Genomic DNA, 14,652 nt, shown 5'->3' with positions numbered 1-14,652 from the left:
TGGCCGGACCTACTCCGCCGCGCCGGCCGACTTGTTGGCGCCGGCACTGGCTGCGGGACGCACGGCCGCGCCCCATGGGAAGCGGCCGACCTTGATGCTCTTGATCGCCCTGAGCGAGCCGACATCGATCACGGTCACATCGCCCGACACGCCGTTGGTGGTCAGCAGCCGATCCTGCTCCGGCGTCAGCACCGTGTGCCAGACGCGGCGGCCGACGAGGATGTAGCTCGTCACTTTCAGGGTCTTGGCATCGATCACCGCGACCCTGTCCGAGGGGCCGAGCGCCACAAAGGCGTAGCGTCCGTCATCGGTCAGGCTTATCCCGACCGGCTGGATGCGATCTCCCGAGATCCCCTTAATCTCGAAGCGGATCGTCTCGATCACCTTGCGGCTGGCGACGTCGATCACGGCGACGGTGCCGCCGATCTCGGACGAGACCCAGAGCCGTGTGCCGTCCTTGCTGAACTCGGCGTGGCGCGGGCGCTGCTCGACCTGGGTGGCGTCGATGGCCTGGAGCGTCTTGGTGTCGATCCAATGGACCATGTTGGTGGTCTCGGAGGTCGTCACCGCGATCTTTCCGTCGGGGCTGACCGCCATGCCTTCCGGCTCGATGCCGACGTCGATCTGGGCCAGCACCTTGCGGGTTTCTGCGTCGACGACGGTGGTGGTGGCGTTGTTTTCGTTGGCGATGAACAGCGTCCTGCCGTCGGGCGCGAGGGAGAACTGCTCCGGGTCCTCGCCCGAGGGCAGGTTGTGGAGGAGCTTGCCCGTCGCCGGGTCGATCACCTGCACCGCATCGGAATCGCTGGCGCAGACGTAGAGGTGCTGCCCGTCCTTGGAGAAGACGATGCCGCGCGGACGCCGGCCGACCGGAAAGGTGCGGACGACCTCGTAGGTCGTGGTGTCGATCACCGAGACCGAGTTGTCGCGCTCGTTGGTGACGTAGATGTCGTGGGCGAGCGCCGGCGCGACGAGTGCGCCGAGCGCCAAAAGGCTCACGGTCGTGAGGCGGAGCATCCTATCCTCCCATCGCCTTGCAGGCGCTCTCGGGCTGGTCGAGGCCGAGGGTGTCGAGTTCGGTGCGCCGGTGCAGGAAGCCCTCGATCGGGGCGGCCGCCACCACGGCGCCGGGCCAAAGCAGGTAGAGCGGCTGGCGCAGCTGCCCGTTCCAGGGCCGGAAGCTCAGCGACCGACCCTTGAAACCGCCCACTTCGAATTTCGGGCTGAGCATCAGATCCTTGATCGCGGCCGGATCGCCGGATTTGAGTTGCACCGCCGCCTCGCCGACCGCGTGCACGGCCATCCAGCCGGCCCAGTCGACCGGCAGCATCGTGCGTCCGGCGAGCTTCCTAAAGCGCTGCTGCAACTGCGCAGCCGCCCAGGCCTCGACGGCGCGGCCCCAGGCGGCAGGCGTCAGGCCCTGCGTGCCGACGACGGGACGCGGCGAGGCGGTGTTGTAGACGAGGTTCGTCCCGAACTCGCCGGCCTCGTCGGCCACTGCCACCACGTCGTGCTCGGGACCGCGCGTCACGAGAGCGAACTCGCGCAACGCGGAGTCGCGGAGATCCGCACCGCGCGCGTCGAAGCTCGTTTCCGCGACGATCTTCGCGCCGAACTTCTTGGCGCTTCGCCGCAGGGCCTCGGCGTAAAGGCCGTCCGCCGGGTTGGGGCCGGAGACGAGCAGCAGCCGCGTCCAGCGCTTGAAGACCAGAAGCTGCATCAGAGCGTCGGCGAGCATGTCGCGCGACGGGATGACGTGGAGAAGCCGGGCGCGGCAATCGCCGTCGCGCAGCCGCATATCCGTGGCCCCAACGTTGAGGAAGACGGTCTCCCTCCCCTCCTCCGAATCCGCCAGCGCGAGCACGTCGTCGGCCGGCGCATTGACCACGGCGAAGCGCGGCGGCCCGCCCTTGGCGATATCGGCGAAGGCGGCGCGGATGTCGGCCCCAGCCTCGACGATCGTCGGCTTGAGGGTGAAGGAGAGGCCGACGAAACGCCCCGTGGCGTTCGAATCCTTGATGCCGAGCTCAGCGCCCTTGAGGCCCTCGTCGTCGGGGATCGGGTCCTCGTTGTTGAGGGGCGTCGGCCGCTCGATGCGGCGTTCGATGTAGTGGATCGCGACCGACGCCGCTGCCGGCTTCGCCGCCTGGGCATCGGCCGGCCCGGCCAAAAGCGAGGTGATGCCAGGGATGACGAGGGCGCATCGAAGCCCGGCTGCGCAAAGGCGCATCCGTCGGCCGAACGTCCGGTCTCGTCTCGACCGCATCCCGATTGGTCTCGTTTCCTATCCCGTCTCGTTTTGCCAGGCAGGATAGGGGGCGCCCCCTCCCCGCGGAATTGGACCAAGGTCCGAGGTTCGGTCCGGGACGATAGCTCGCGAAAGCGCTTTGCCCGCACACGCAAGCGTGAGCGCGCGTGTTCTTGCTCGGGCCGAGGTGCCCGCTACAACCAACGGCAACCGCCGTATCCATAATTATGCGCGGGTTCTGGAGGAAACGACATGCGAAGGTTCGGTCTCGCGTCGGTGGCGCTCGCCGCGTTCCTGGCTCCGTTCGGCGCGTTGGCGCAGAGCGCTCCCCCCGCTGCCGATGCCGGCAGCAAGGTGGACACCCTCGAGAAGCTCCAGGGAATGCAATCCACCGGCACCGCCGCCGGTGCCGAGGTCCCGCAGACCGGCAAGCGCGCCGATGCGATCCGCAAGACGCTCTCGAAGATCAAGCTGCCCGCGGGCTTCAAGATCGACCTCTACGCGATCGTGCCCGACGCCCGTCAGATCGCCGTCGGTCCGAATGCCGGCGTGCTCTTCGTCGGCACCCGCAAGACCAAGGTCTACACGGTGACCGACCGCGACAAGGACCGCGTCGCCGACGAGGTCCGCCCCTTCGCGCCGGGCATCACCTTTCACGATCCGAATGGCGTCTGCTTTTCGCGCGACGGCGTGCTCTTCATCGCTGAATTGAACCGCGTGCTGGCCTTCCCGGCCGCCGAGTTCTTCTACGAGAATCCGGATGTCGCGCTGAACGTCGTCGTGAAGCAGGGCGAGCTGATCCCGGCTTCCGAGGAGAGCTTCAATCACTCGGCCCGCGTCTGCAAGTTCGGGCCAGACGGCAAGCTCTACATCGCGCTGGGCCAGCCCCACAACGTGCCGCCGAAGGACAAGCTCGACCTCTACCACAAGACCGGCGTCGGCGGGATCATCCGCATGGACCCGCTCGGCAAGGATCGCGAGGTCTATGCGACCGGCGTGCGCAACTCGGTCGGCATCGATTTCAGCCGCGAGGACAAGTCGCTCTGGTTCACCGACAACCAGGTCGACGGTATGGGCGACGACCAGCCGCCGGGCGAATTGAACCGTGCCTCGAAGGCCGGCGAGAATTTCGGCTTCCCCTGGTACGGCGGCGGCAAGACCCGCACCGTCGAGTACAAGGACGAGACGCCGCCGAAAGACATCGTCTTCCCGCAAGCGGAGATGCCCCCGCACGCGGCCGATCTCGGCATGACCTTTTACAACGCCAAGATGTTTCCCGAGAGCTATCGCGGCGGCATCTTCACGGCCGAGCACGGCTCCTGGAACCGCACCCAGCCGCTCGGCGCGCGGGTGATGTTCACGCCGGTCAAGGATGGCAAGGCCGGCGAGCCGAAGCCCTTCGCGGAAGGCTGGCTGACGGGTGACGGCGAGTATCTCGGCCGCCCGGTGGACGTCGCCGTGCTGCAGGACGGTTCGCTGCTGGTCTCTGACGACACCACCGGCGCGATCTACCGCATCTCCTACGAGGGCAAATGAAGCGCCTTCTCACGAAACAGGGAATGGCAGCCGTCTCGGCCGCCGTTCTCCTGACAGTGTTCGCCGTCCTACCCGCTGGGGCCGGCGATTCCGCCGCGGGCCGCAAGCGCGCCGTCGCCTGCCAGACCTGCCACGGCATCGACGGCGTCTCGAAGATGCCGGATGCGCCGAACCTCTCGGGTCAGGTCGAGGGCTACCTCGTGAAAGCGCTCACGGATTTCCGCTCGGGTGCGCGCAGCAACGAGACCATGTCGCTCGTCGCCAAGGAATTGAGCGACGCCGACATCGCTAACCTCGCAGCGCATTACGCCCGTATCCCGGTCGAGGTGACGCCGCCCGAGTGATCACAGGTCGGTCCCGCCGAAACATCCCAGCTCTGGTTGTACCAAAGCACAATGGGTTTGCCTGAACCCCCTTGCTAGCTTGGAACCAATCGAGATCGGCGGCTGCTCTTCACCCGCTCGTCTCACTCACGGCTCAGGCGACGCGGTCGCCAAGGAAAAGCCGTCCAGGGAGGACAATTCGGGATGACCAAGAAGCTTGCGCTGGTGGGCAGCGTTCTCGCAGCGCTCGTGGTGTCGACCGGTGCCGTGTTCAGCCACGGCGACGTGCAGCCGCAGGAAATCAAGACGGACGGTCTCGAGAATCTCGGCGACGAGTGGAAGAACGAGAACCCGTATCGCGGCAACGAGACCGCCATCAAGATCGGCGCCTCGGGATACAACCAGAACTGCGCCCGCTGCCACGGCCTCGAAGTCATCTCCGGCGGCCTCGCCCCCGACTTGCGCTATCTCGAAAAGGGCAAGGACGGCGACGAGTGGTTCAAGGAGCGCGTGACCCACGGCGCGATCATCAACGGCGTCACCAAGATGCCCGTCTTCGCCGGCGTGCTCTCGCAGGAAGGCCTGTGGGCGATCCGCAGCTACCTCGAATCCAAGCACGAGGAACAGTGAGCGGCTCGGGCAGCATGACTCGCACCGTCACGCCGATGCTCAAGGCTGTCCTCGTCAGCCTTGCGGCAGTCGCCATCACGGGGGCGCCTGTCGTTGCGCGGCCCTTCGATGAGGTTGTCAAGGACGGCACGATGCGCGTGGTGCTCTACGAGCAGAACGCGCCGTTCTCCGACCTGAAGGACGGCAAGCCCTGGGGCATCGAAGTCGACCTCGCCGAGGCGATCGCCAAGGCGCTGAAGGTCAAGGCCGAGATCCGCCTCGTCGATGCCGGCGAGAACGTCGACGGCGATTTCCGGCTCAACCTCTGGAAGGGTGACCTAGCCGGTTCCCCGCTCGCCGACCTGATGCTGCACGTCCCGACCGACAAGCTGCTGGCGATCCGCAACGAGCAAATCTTCATGACGCGGCCCTATTACGACGAGAAGCTCGCCTTCGCCGTGCGCAAGAGTGCGGTCGAGAACTTCGATACGGTCGGCGACATCGGCAGCGCGGCGATCGACGTGGAAGGCAACAGCGCTTCCGACGCGATGTTGCTCACCGCGCAAGGCGGCCAGTTCCGGTCGAACCTCAAGCACTTCAAGAGTTTCGACGAAGCCGCAAAGGCCTTCCTGGCGGGCGATGCTCCGATCCTCGCCGGGACGCGCGCGAATATCGAGGCGGCCCTGTTCGCCGCCAAGGCTTCGAAGGACGAGATCGGCATCAAGCAGCTGGCGCTTGGCGGCCCGGTGAAGCTGAGCTGGGAGATCGGTGGGGCCGTGAAGAGCGACTCTCGCGATCTTGGATACGCCGTCGGCGATGCGCTCACTGCCATGGCCGAGAACGGTGCCCTGAAGTCGATCTTCGAGAAATACGGCGTCGAATATACGGCCCCGAAAGGATACTGATCCGCAAGCAAGTCGCGTTCGAGTAGAGATCGGCAGCATAAACTCCCGATGCCAGCAATGGCGGCGGAAGTGTTTTGCTGCCTTTTGATGTTATTGCAGTTATATTATCATAATAAGCGTATTCTTATACTTATGGCCAATAACCCGGTTTTACGACTCTGACTATCGTCCTGCGCGAGGCATGCCGCTCGTCCAATAAGGAGCATCAGCTCCCCGGCAAGCCAGACGTTCAAGAGGAGGAGATGTCATGAGATTGCGTGACCAGTTTCTCACGGCGGCCGGGGCCCTCGCCCTGCTCGTCGGCGCGGCGGCGATGTCCGCCCCGCAGGCCAAGGAGCCCGAGAAGGCAGCGGCCTCCGGCGGGGTGAGCGATCAGGACATCCTGAACGACGCCAAGACCCCGGAAGACGTCGTCTCCTACGGTCTCGGCCCGCAGGCCCAGCGCTACAGCCCGCTCAAGGCGATCAACAAGGAGACCATCAAGGGTCTCGTTCCCGCTTGGTCGTTCTCCTTTGGCGGCGAGAAGCAGCGCGGCCAGGAGAGCCAGGCGCTCATCAAGGACGGCGTGATCTACGTCACCGGCTCCTACTCGCGCATGTACGCCATCGACTCGCGCACCGGTGAGAAGCTCTGGCAGTACGAGGCTCGCCTCCCCGAGGGCATCCTGCCGTGCTGCGACGTCGTGAACCGCGGCGCTGCGCTCTACAAGAACCTCGTGATCTTCGGCACGCTCGATGCCAAGCTCGTCGCCCTCGACCAGAAGTCCGGCAAGGTCGTCTGGAAGAAGGACATCGACGATTTCAAGGGCGGCTACAGCTACACCGCCGCTCCCCTCATCGTGAAGGGCAAGATCATCACCGGCGTGTCCGGCGGCGAGTTCGGCATCGTCGGCCGCGTCGAGGCACGCGATGCCGAGACCGGCGAGATCATCTGGAAGCGTCCGGTCATCGAAGGCCACATGGGCGAGCTGAACGGCAAGGAATCGACGATGACCGGCAAGGTCAACGAGACCTGGCCGGGCGACATGTGGAAGTACGGCGGCGGCGCCACCTGGCTCGGCGGCACCTACGATCCCGAGACCAACCTGATCTACTTCGGCACCGGCAATCCGGGTCCGTGGAACTCCTGGCTGCGTCCGGGCGACAACAAGTGGACTGCCTCGCGCATCGCTCTCAACCCGGAGAACGGCGAGATCGTCTGGGGCTTCCAGACCACGCCGCATGACGGCTGGGACTTCGACGGCGTGAACGAGTTCGTGCCGTTCGACCTCAACAAGGGCGGCAAGACCATCAAGGCCGGCGCCACCGCCGACCGTAACGGCTTCTTCTACGTCCTCGACCGCACCAACGGGAAGTTCATCTCGGCGAGCCCGTTCGTCGAGAAGATCACCTGGGCCAAGAAGATCAACGATGACGGCCGCCCGGATTACGACCCGGCTTTCCGTCCCGGCGATCCGTCGAAGGCCACGGGTGACGAGAAGAAGGGCAAGTCCGTGTTCGCGGTGCCGAGCTTCCTCGGCGGCAAGAACTGGATGCCGATCGGCTACAGCCCCGACACCAAGCTGTTCTACGTTCCCTCCAACGAGTGGGGCATGGACATCTGGAACGAGGCCGTCTCGTACAAGAAGGGCGCGGCCTATCTCGGCGCCGGCTTCACCATCAAGCCGATCTTCGAGGACCATATCGGTTCGCTCAAGGCGATCGACCCGGCCACCGGCAAGGTGGTGTGGAACTATAAGAACAAGGCTCCGCTCTGGGGCGGCGTTCTGAGCACGGCCGGCAACCTCGTCTTCACCGGCACGCCCGAAGGCTTCCTGAAGGCCTTCGACGCCAAGACCGGCGAAGAAGTCTGGAAGTTCCAGACCGGCACCGGCGTCGTCTCCTCCCCCATCACCTGGGAGCAGGACGGCGAGCAGTGGATCGGCATCACCGCCGGTTGGGGTGGCGCGGTTCCGCTCTGGGGTGGCGAGGTCGCCAAGACCACGGCCGGCATCAACCAGGGCGGCAGCTTCTGGGCCTTCAAACTGCCGAAGAAGCTCGCCACGCGCTGAGGCGTAGCTCAAAGACGCTTCCGGGACGGGGCTCTCATGCCCCGCCCCGATCGCCTCTTCCAACATCGTTCCGCAGGCCGGCCCAGCGTGGCCGGAACGGACATTTCGACGATCATCGGGTAGGCATGCCAACGACCATGCAGACCGCACGCGCGAACGAGACGATTTCTCCCTCCGTTGGAGATATACTGACCCCGGATCAGGGCATCGAGACCCGGCCGGAGGGCGTTGCGTTGCACCTTCTCATCGTCGACGACCATCCCCTATTCCGCGAGGCGCTTGCGAGCGCGATCACTCTCGCCTTCCCGCAGGCACGGCTCGAAGAGGCCGACGGCATCCGCTCGGCCTGCGACCTGCTCGCCAAGACGCCGACCATCGATCTGACGCTGCTCGACCTCTCAATGCAGGGCGTGACCGGATTCGACGGCCTCGTCACGATCCGCACCCGCTTTCCCCGCATCCCGATCCTGATCGTCTCGGGGCTAGAAGATCCGCGCATCATGCGCGAGGCCGTTCATCACGGCGCCGCCGGCTTCGTACCCAAGGCGGTCGACAAGGCGACGCTGACCCGGGCAATCTCGGAGGTGATGAACGGCGCCCTGTTCATGCCGGCGGAACTCGCCGGCATCCCCGATCCGGCCCCCGCTCGCGCCAAGAAAACCCCGCTCGCTGAGCGCGTCGCCCTGCTGACGCCGCAGCAGATGCGGGTGCTGATGATGATCCGCCAGGGCAAGCTCAACAAGCAGATCGCCCATGAGCTGCAGGTGGGCGATTCCACAGTGAAGGCCCACGTCTCCGAGATCCTGCGCAAGCTCGAAGTGATCAGCCGGACGCAGATCGTGATCGAGACCGCCTACATGGATTTCGACCAGAGCAACGGGTCGTTCTCGGCGGGATAGACGCCGCGCCGATCCCGCGAGAGCGCGCATCCTCCTCAGGCCGACGCGGTTGCGAGCCCGACGCCGCCCCGGCGCTGCCCAGAGCGGCGCCGGAGCCGTTCACCCCTCGCATGTCGTCCGCGGGTGGTTACACCGCGGCTCGCATCGGGGGCGCCGGATGTGCCGCCGCGGCCGAAGTGACGCCCTTGCGGTAGAGCCCGCGATTGGCGCCGTCCGGAACGAGCGCGTCGGTGAGACCGATCACGGTCTCTGCCGCTCCGAGTAGCACGGCACCGTCGGGTGCGAGCGCCTTCGCGATGCGCCGCAGAACGTCGCTCTTCGTGGGCATGTCGAAATAGATCAGCACGTTTCGGCAGAACACGATGTCGAAGGTGCCGAGATGGTCGAAGGGCTGCAGCAGGTTGAGCGGCCGGAAATCGATCATCGTGCCGAGGCTCGGATCGATGCGCCAGCGGTCTCCCTGCTGCGAGAAGTACTTGACGAGGAGTTGGGCCGGCAGGCCGCGCTGCACCTCGAAATGGCTGTAGAAGCCGGCCTTGGCCTTCTCCAGAACCTCGGTCGAGAGGTCGGTGGCGACGATCTCGATGTGCCAGCCCGCGAGCCGCGGGGCTGCCTCCTTGAGCAGCATGGCAAGCGAATAGGGCTCTTGGCCGCTGGAGGCAGCCGCGCTCCAAATGCGCAGGCGCCGGGTCACGGCGCGTGCCGTGATCGCCCGCGGCAGCAGCACGTCGCGAAACATGTCGAACGGCGTGCGGTCGCGGAAGAAGAAAGTCTCGTTCGTGGTCATCGCCTCGACCACGGCCTGCTCGACGTCACGGCGCGAGGTCCTGAGGGCCGTGCACAGGTCGTTGAGCGTGGCGAGGTTGAAGCGCCGGCAGATCGGGTTCAGCCGGCTCTCGACGAGGTAGAGCTTCTCCGGCCCGAGCGCGAGGCCGGAGCGGTCCTTCAGGAAAGTCCGCAGGTAGTCGAAGGCAGCGTCGCTCATCGTGCCTGCCCCGTCAGGTGGGCCTTGAGGGCCGGGCCGATCTCGGGCAGCGGCAGCACACCGTGGCAGAGGCCGGCCTTGGCGACGCTGCCGGGCATGCCCCACACCGTGCTGGTGGCCTCGTCCTGCGCGAACATCATGCCGCCGGCCTCGACCAGCGCCCGTGCGCCCGGCGTGCCGTCGGCGCCCATGCCGGTGAGAATGACGCTCAGCGTCGCAGCGCCGAAGACCGCGGCGGCGTCGAAGAACAGCACGTCGACCGCAGGGCGGCAGAAGTTGACCACCGGGCCGTCATCGAGGCGGATCACCGGCTCGCCCTTGGCGAGGCCCATGTGACGGCCTCCGGGAGCGACGTAGATCCGGCCCGGCTGCAGCCGCTCGCCGTCCTTACCCTCGGCGGCCGGCAGGCCGACGCGGGCGCCGAGATGCTCCGCGAAGACCGCGGTGAAGACCGGGGGCATGTGCTGGACGATGAGGGTCGGCACGTTGCGCAGGGTCTGCGCGCCGATCCGCTCCAGCACGTCGCCGACGGCGCGGGGGCCGCCGGTGGAAGAGCCGATCAGCAGGCAGCGTGGTGTCACGACGGTGCGCGGCTTCGGGCGCAGCGTGACCGGCGAGGACAGGCGCGAGGTGGCTGGTGCCGGAGTTGCCGCCGGAGCGGACCCATGGCTCGCCGGGGCCGGCGAGGACACGCGTCGGTGCCGCTTACCGCCGAACAGGCGCACGCGCTCGACGAGGTCCGTGCGAAAGGCATCCGAGGTGGTGACGCCGCGCGAGCTCTCGGGTTTGGGCAGGTAGTCGACCGCGCCGAGTGCGAGGCATTTCAGCGAGATGTCGGCGTTGCGCTGCGTCAGCGTCGACATCATCACGACCTGGAGGCCGGGCACCCGCGCCAGCATCAGCGGAAGTGCCGAGGTGCCGTCGAGCTCCGGCATGTCGATGTCGAGGAGCACGACGTCCGGATCGTGCTTGTTGAGGGCGTCGAGGGCAATGCGGCCGTTCGAGCAGGTGGCGACCACCTCGAAGCCGGCCTCCGTTAGCCAGCGGGAGACCAAGCCGCGGACCACGGCGGAATCGTCGGCGATCAGAACACGTGCCGGCGCGTTGGTCGCCGAAGATGCGCCGGGAAGAGAAGTGACGGCGAGGGCGGCCGGCATGGATCAGCGCTTTCGGTGCAGGGGTCGAGGGGATCTCGGACGTCGGCCCCGCGAGCCGGAGACGCGGCGGCGCGAGTTCGGATCAGCGGTCTCGGCTTGTGTGCTCAGGCGGCGCGACGCTCGCGGGGGAGCCCGACCTGTTCGAGCTTCGTCATCAGGATCTCGCGATCGAACGGCTTCATGATGTACTCGTCGGCGCCCCCGTGCAGCGCGCGAGCGATGGCGCCGACGTCGTTCTCGGTGGTGCAGAACAGAACCTTCGGATGCGCACCGCCCGGAGTGGCCCGGAGCGCCGTCAGGAACTCGTAGCCGTCCATCTTCGGCATCATCCAGTCGAGAAGGATCACGTCCGGCATCGTCTGGTTGCACAGGGCGAGCGCGGTCTCGCCGTCCTCGGCATCCGAGACCTTGAGGTTCACGGTCTCGAGGATGCGCCGGGCCACTTTTCGGATCACGGCGGAGTCGTCGACGATCAGGGCGGTATTCATGTCGGCTCTCGGCAGGGGTTCGAAGAGGACGTCAGGCCGCGATCGCTTCGCCGAAGGCGAGCAGCGCGGTGATGTCGAGGATCACGAGCAGGCGGCCGTCGAGCCGATGGACGGCGCTGGCGAGATCGCGCCAGCGGGCATCGAGGTTGATCGGAACCGGCTCGCAGGTCTCGGCACCGAGCTTCAGCACCTCGCCGACGCCGTCGGTGACCAGCGCGAAGGTCTCGGAGCCTTGCTCCAGGCCGATCGCCATGCAGGCCGCGCCCGGCTCGCGGTCCGGCAGGCCGAGGCGGCGGCGCAGGCAGAGCGCCGTGACGACGCGGCCGCGCAGGTTGATCAGCCCAACGATCTCGCGCGGGGCGAGCGGCACGGTGGTGACGCCCGAGGGCATGAACACGTCGTGCACGCGCTCGATGGCGAGGCCGAACATCGCGTCGCCGACGAAGACGGTGACGTAGTCGTGCTCACCCGAGACGGCGGTCTCGGAGGCGTTCGTGTTGGCGGCCTGCATGGCGGGGGTTCCTGAAGACATCGGGATCAGGCGGCTTGGTCGAGAGGCGTGGTGTTGAGCTCGCCCAGAGCGGCGACGAGGCCGCTGCGGTCGAACTTCGCGACGAGGTCGCTGATGGACAGCGCGCGGGCCTTGGTGATCGACTCGGGGCCGATCTGGCCGGACAGGGCGATCACCGGCAGGTCGCCGAGGCGGCCGCCGCCCTTGCGCATGGCGGCGACGAGATCGAAGCCGGTGCGGCCGGGCATTTCGAGATCGGCCACGACCACGCTGATCGTCGCATCGGACTTCAGCAGGCGGAGGGCGTCCTCGGCGCTCGCTGCGGTGGCGACCTCGTAGCCGGCCGCCTTGAGCACGGGAGTGAGCAGGTTGCGGAAGAAGGCCGAGTCGTCGACGAGCAGCAGCGTCGGGTTCTTGGCTTTCGGAGTGCGCGGCCCGCGAGCCCAATCGTCATAGGCCAGCGGCAGGAAGTGGCTGACGTCGACGATGTCGGTGGCGCGGCCGCGCAGGACCGCAGAGCCGATGAGGTCCGAGCGGTCGGCGACGATCTCGACGTCGAGGTGGTCCTCGACGATGTCGACGATCTCGTCGACCACGAGGCCCATGGCCCGGTCGCCATCCGAGAACACCACCAGCGCCTGGCTGCCCTGCGAGCGGATCTCGATGGCCGGATCGGCCGGAACCAGCGGCATCAGCTTGCCGCGGTACTGGATCAGCGGACGGCCGGCGAGCCACTCGATCTTGCCGGCATCGATCTCCTCGATGCGGGTGACGAGGGAAAGCGGGACCGCCTTGAAGCTGCCGCCGCCCTTGAAGACGAGCAGCGTGGCCTTGTCGAGCGCGGCCTCGCCGGCCTCGTCGGTCTGGTCCGCTGCATCACCGCTGGCGACACCCTGGCCGACCTTGCGGGCGATGCCGTTGGGATCGACGATCAGCACCACGGCGCCGTCGCCGAGGATGGTGTTACCGGCGAAGAGCGGGATGTGCCGCAGCTTCGAGGACATCGGCTTCACGACGATCTCTTCCGTGTGGAAGACCTCGTCGACCAGGATGCCGAAGCGCTGGCGGCCGACCTGGGCCACCACGACGAAGCCGGAGACAGGCGCGTCGGAGCTGGCAGAGGCCATGTCGCCGTCCATCAGCGAGGCGAGCGAGGTGATCGGCAGCAGCCGCTCGCGCAGGCGCATCACGGGCGCGCCGTTGATGCGCTCGACCCGGTTGGTGCCCTCGGCCTCGATCCGCACCAGCTCGCGCACGGCGATCTGCGGCACGGCGTAGCGCTGACCGACCGATTCGACGATGAGTGCCGAGATGATGGCGAGCGTCAGCGGGATCTTGATGGTGAAGGTGGTGCCTTGGCCACGTTGCGTGGCGATGTCGATCATGCCGCCGATCGACTCGATGTTCGTCTTGACGACGTCCATGCCGACGCCGCGGCCGGAGACCGAGGTCACCACCGCCGCCGTCGAGAAGCCGGCGTGGAAGATGAACTTCGCGACGTCCGAGTCGCTCATGCGCTCGAGGTCGGCCTGGGTGGCGATGCCGCGATCGACGGCCTTGCGGCGGATGGCGGCGAGGTCGAGTCCGCGGCCGTCATCGGCGATCTCGATCGAGATGGTGCCGCCCTCGTGATAGGCGGAGAGGCGGATGGTGCCGCCGGCCGGCTTGCCGGCCCGGATGCGCTCGACGGTCGACTCGATGCCGTGATCGGCCGAGTTGCGGACCATGTGGGTCAGCGGATCCTTGATCAGCTCCAGCACCTGCCGGTCGAGCTCGGTCTCGGCGCCGACCATCACGAGCTCGATGCCCTTCGACAGTTCCGACGAGAGATCGCGCACCACGCGCGGCAGCTTCTGCCAGGCATTACCGATTGGCTGCATGCGGGTCTTCATCACGCCGTCCTGGAGTTCGGCGGTGACGTGGCTGAGCCGCTGCAGCGGGACCTTATAGCTGGTATCCTCGTGGCGGCGGGCGATCTCGAGGAGCTGGTTGCGGGTCAGCACGAGCTCCGAGACCATGGTCATCAGATGCTCGAGGGTCTCGACGTTGACCCGGATCGTACGATTCTTCTGCGCGGCCTCTGCGGCCTCGGCCGTCATCTCGACGGGCTTCGACTCGGGGGCCTTTTCGACGACCGGAGCGGGCGCGACGGGCGCCGGCGTGGCGGCGGCGACGGAAGCCGGCGCCTCTGGAATTGCGGGCAGCGGAGGAAGCGGGGGCAAGTCGTCCGGACCCTCGGCCTCCATGAAGGCGCGCTCCAGATCCTCCAGCGAGACCTCGCCGGGCTTCAGCTCGCGCTCCAGGGCCTGGACGACCAGCGGAGCGGCAGCCGGGGCCGGCGCGGCCGCTTCGGCCGGCATCTGCGACATGGCGTCGAGGGCCTCGATCAGGTCCGCATCCGATCCGGCCGGCTCGGTGCCGCCGGCTTCGAGATCGGCGAGGATCGCCTTGAGGCGGTCGAGGGTCGCGAGGATCAGCGTCACGGATGCAGAACTGACCGGGAATCCGTCGCGAAAGCGACCCATCAGGTTCTCGGCGGCATGCGCCAAGGTTTCCAGCCGCGGCAGGCCGAGGAAGCCGCAGGTGCCCTTGATGGTGTGAACCAGCCGGAAGATGTTCCGTAGGATCACCTGATTGTTGGGATCCTGCTCGAACTTCACCAATTCAGCGTCGACGGTATCGAGATGCTCGGCGCTCTCAGTCAGGAATTCGCGCAGCAGATCGTCCATCGTGCAATACTCGGTCAACGCGCAGGCTCGTGCCATGCCTAGCGACTGTTGACCGAATTGGGTTAGGGAAGCGTTTCCGCCGGCAAGATTGTGCCGTCCTTCCTCAGGTCAAAACAGAACAGCGCAGAGACGAACTCTCAGTTCGAGCTGTCCGATCGGCGTTAATGCTTCGGTTACCATAGTCGAACGTCTTTGTCGCGGATGCACGCAAC

General features: G+C 66.8%; 13 protein-coding genes. 6 read left to right on the top strand and 7 right to left on the bottom strand.

Translation table 11 applies throughout. The annotated features are described in order from the left end of the window. Window positions 1-9: 9 nt before the first annotated feature. Window positions 10-1,017 (bottom strand): YVTN family beta-propeller repeat protein, encoded by a 1,008-nt coding sequence (locus tag GGR33_RS09685; protein ID WP_183504404.1) that lies wholly within the window; start codon window positions 1,015-1,017, stop codon window positions 10-12. Between the two features lies 1 nt (window position 1,018). Beyond that, window positions 1,019-2,230 carry an ABC transporter substrate-binding protein gene (locus tag GGR33_RS09680; protein ID WP_183504402.1) on the bottom strand — a complete coding sequence of 404 codons (1,212 nt, stop codon included), beginning with the start codon at window positions 2,228-2,230 and terminating at the stop codon, window positions 1,019-1,021. A 270-nt stretch (window positions 2,231-2,500) separates the two neighbouring features. Here GGR33_RS09680 and GGR33_RS09675 point away from each other — a divergent pair, with 270 nt between their 5' ends. The 6 genes from GGR33_RS09675 to GGR33_RS09650 all read left to right on the top strand — a co-directional run bounded on the left by GGR33_RS09675 (window position 2,501) and on the right by GGR33_RS09650 (window position 8,570). Next, entirely contained in the window at window positions 2,501-3,784 is a 1,284-nt protein-coding gene (locus tag GGR33_RS09675; protein WP_183504400.1) for a PQQ-dependent sugar dehydrogenase, read from the top strand. A gap of 23 nt (window positions 3,785-3,807) precedes the next feature. After that, window positions 3,808-4,128, top strand: coding sequence for a c-type cytochrome (locus tag GGR33_RS09670; protein WP_183505068.1), 321 nt, complete (start codon window positions 3,808-3,810; stop codon window positions 4,126-4,128). 183 nt (window positions 4,129-4,311) lie between these two features. Further along, window positions 4,312-4,737: a cytochrome c-550 PedF gene (gene pedF, locus GGR33_RS09665; RefSeq protein WP_183504398.1), complete on the top strand. Its 426-nt coding sequence runs from the start codon at window positions 4,312-4,314 to the stop codon at window positions 4,735-4,737. Between the two features lie 14 nt (window positions 4,738-4,751). Continuing rightward, window positions 4,752-5,621 carry a substrate-binding periplasmic protein gene (locus GGR33_RS09660; protein ID WP_246412936.1) on the top strand — a complete coding sequence of 290 codons (870 nt, stop codon included), beginning with the start codon at window positions 4,752-4,754 and terminating at the stop codon, window positions 5,619-5,621. A gap of 247 nt (window positions 5,622-5,868) precedes the next feature. Beyond that, window positions 5,869-7,671 carry a PQQ-dependent methanol/ethanol family dehydrogenase gene (locus tag GGR33_RS09655; protein ID WP_183504396.1) on the top strand — a complete coding sequence of 601 codons (1,803 nt, stop codon included), beginning with the start codon at window positions 5,869-5,871 and terminating at the stop codon, window positions 7,669-7,671. Window positions 7,672-7,904: 233 nt separating this feature from the next. After that, entirely contained in the window at window positions 7,905-8,570 is a 666-nt protein-coding gene (locus tag GGR33_RS09650; RefSeq protein WP_425488761.1) for a response regulator, read from the top strand. Between the two features lie 127 nt (window positions 8,571-8,697). On the opposite strand, the gene GGR33_RS09645 is transcribed toward GGR33_RS09650, so the two are convergent. The 5 genes from GGR33_RS09645 to GGR33_RS09625 form a co-directional block, all read right to left on the bottom strand. Then, window positions 8,698-9,555, bottom strand: a complete 858-nt coding sequence (locus GGR33_RS09645; RefSeq protein ID WP_183504394.1) for a CheR family methyltransferase — start codon at window positions 9,553-9,555, stop codon at window positions 8,698-8,700. Next, complete coding sequence (locus GGR33_RS09640; RefSeq protein WP_183504391.1) at window positions 9,552-10,712, bottom strand: protein-glutamate methylesterase/protein-glutamine glutaminase; 1,161 nt, start codon at window positions 10,710-10,712, stop codon at window positions 9,552-9,554. The genes GGR33_RS09645 and GGR33_RS09640 overlap by 4 nt, the downstream gene beginning before the upstream one ends. 104 nt (window positions 10,713-10,816) lie before the next feature. Continuing rightward, on the bottom strand, window positions 10,817-11,200 hold the full coding sequence (locus GGR33_RS09635; RefSeq protein WP_183504390.1) for a response regulator: 384 nt from the start codon (window positions 11,198-11,200) through the stop codon (window positions 10,817-10,819). A gap of 31 nt (window positions 11,201-11,231) precedes the next feature. Next, window positions 11,232-11,711 carry a chemotaxis protein CheW gene (locus tag GGR33_RS09630; protein WP_183505062.1) on the bottom strand — a complete coding sequence of 160 codons (480 nt, stop codon included), beginning with the start codon at window positions 11,709-11,711 and terminating at the stop codon, window positions 11,232-11,234. A gap of 26 nt (window positions 11,712-11,737) precedes the next feature. Then, a complete protein-coding gene (locus GGR33_RS09625; RefSeq protein ID WP_183504388.1) occupies window positions 11,738-14,440 on the bottom strand; it encodes a hybrid sensor histidine kinase/response regulator in 2,703 nt (900 codons plus the stop codon). Window positions 14,441-14,652 lie beyond the last annotated feature (212 nt).

It is taken from the genome of Methylobacterium brachythecii, from assembly GCF_014196345.1.
GTDB classification, from domain to species: Bacteria; Pseudomonadota; Alphaproteobacteria; order Rhizobiales; family Beijerinckiaceae; genus Methylobacterium; species Methylobacterium brachythecii.
This window is presented reverse-complemented; position numbering and strand designations above follow the sequence as displayed.

What these genes read in the sequence shown, in the direction of transcription:
- GGR33_RS09685 (WP_183504404.1), bottom strand. Translation starts at nt 1,017, where the DNA reads ATGCTCCGCCTCACGACCGTGAGCCTTTTGGCGCTCGGCGCACTCGTC.
- GGR33_RS09680 (WP_183504402.1), bottom strand. Translation starts at nt 2,230, where the DNA reads ATGCGCCTTTGCGCAGCCGGGCTTCGATGCGCCCTCGTCATCCCTGGC.
- GGR33_RS09675 (WP_183504400.1), top strand. Translation starts at nt 2,501, where the DNA reads ATGCGAAGGTTCGGTCTCGCGTCGGTGGCGCTCGCCGCGTTCCTGGCT.
- GGR33_RS09670 (WP_183505068.1), top strand. Translation starts at nt 3,808, where the DNA reads ATGGCAGCCGTCTCGGCCGCCGTTCTCCTGACAGTGTTCGCCGTCCTA.
- pedF (WP_183504398.1), top strand. Translation starts at nt 4,312, where the DNA reads ATGACCAAGAAGCTTGCGCTGGTGGGCAGCGTTCTCGCAGCGCTCGTG.
- GGR33_RS09660 (WP_246412936.1), top strand. Translation starts at nt 4,752, where the DNA reads ATGACTCGCACCGTCACGCCGATGCTCAAGGCTGTCCTCGTCAGCCTT.
- GGR33_RS09655 (WP_183504396.1), top strand. Translation starts at nt 5,869, where the DNA reads ATGAGATTGCGTGACCAGTTTCTCACGGCGGCCGGGGCCCTCGCCCTG.
- GGR33_RS09645 (WP_183504394.1), bottom strand. Translation starts at nt 9,555, where the DNA reads ATGAGCGACGCTGCCTTCGACTACCTGCGGACTTTCCTGAAGGACCGC.
- GGR33_RS09640 (WP_183504391.1), bottom strand. Translation starts at nt 10,712, where the DNA reads ATGCCGGCCGCCCTCGCCGTCACTTCTCTTCCCGGCGCATCTTCGGCG.
- GGR33_RS09635 (WP_183504390.1), bottom strand. Translation starts at nt 11,200, where the DNA reads ATGAATACCGCCCTGATCGTCGACGACTCCGCCGTGATCCGAAAAGTG.
- GGR33_RS09630 (WP_183505062.1), bottom strand. Translation starts at nt 11,711, where the DNA reads ATGCAGGCCGCCAACACGAACGCCTCCGAGACCGCCGTCTCGGGTGAG.
- GGR33_RS09625 (WP_183504388.1), bottom strand. Translation starts at nt 14,440, where the DNA reads ATGGACGATCTGCTGCGCGAATTCCTGACTGAGAGCGCCGAGCATCTC.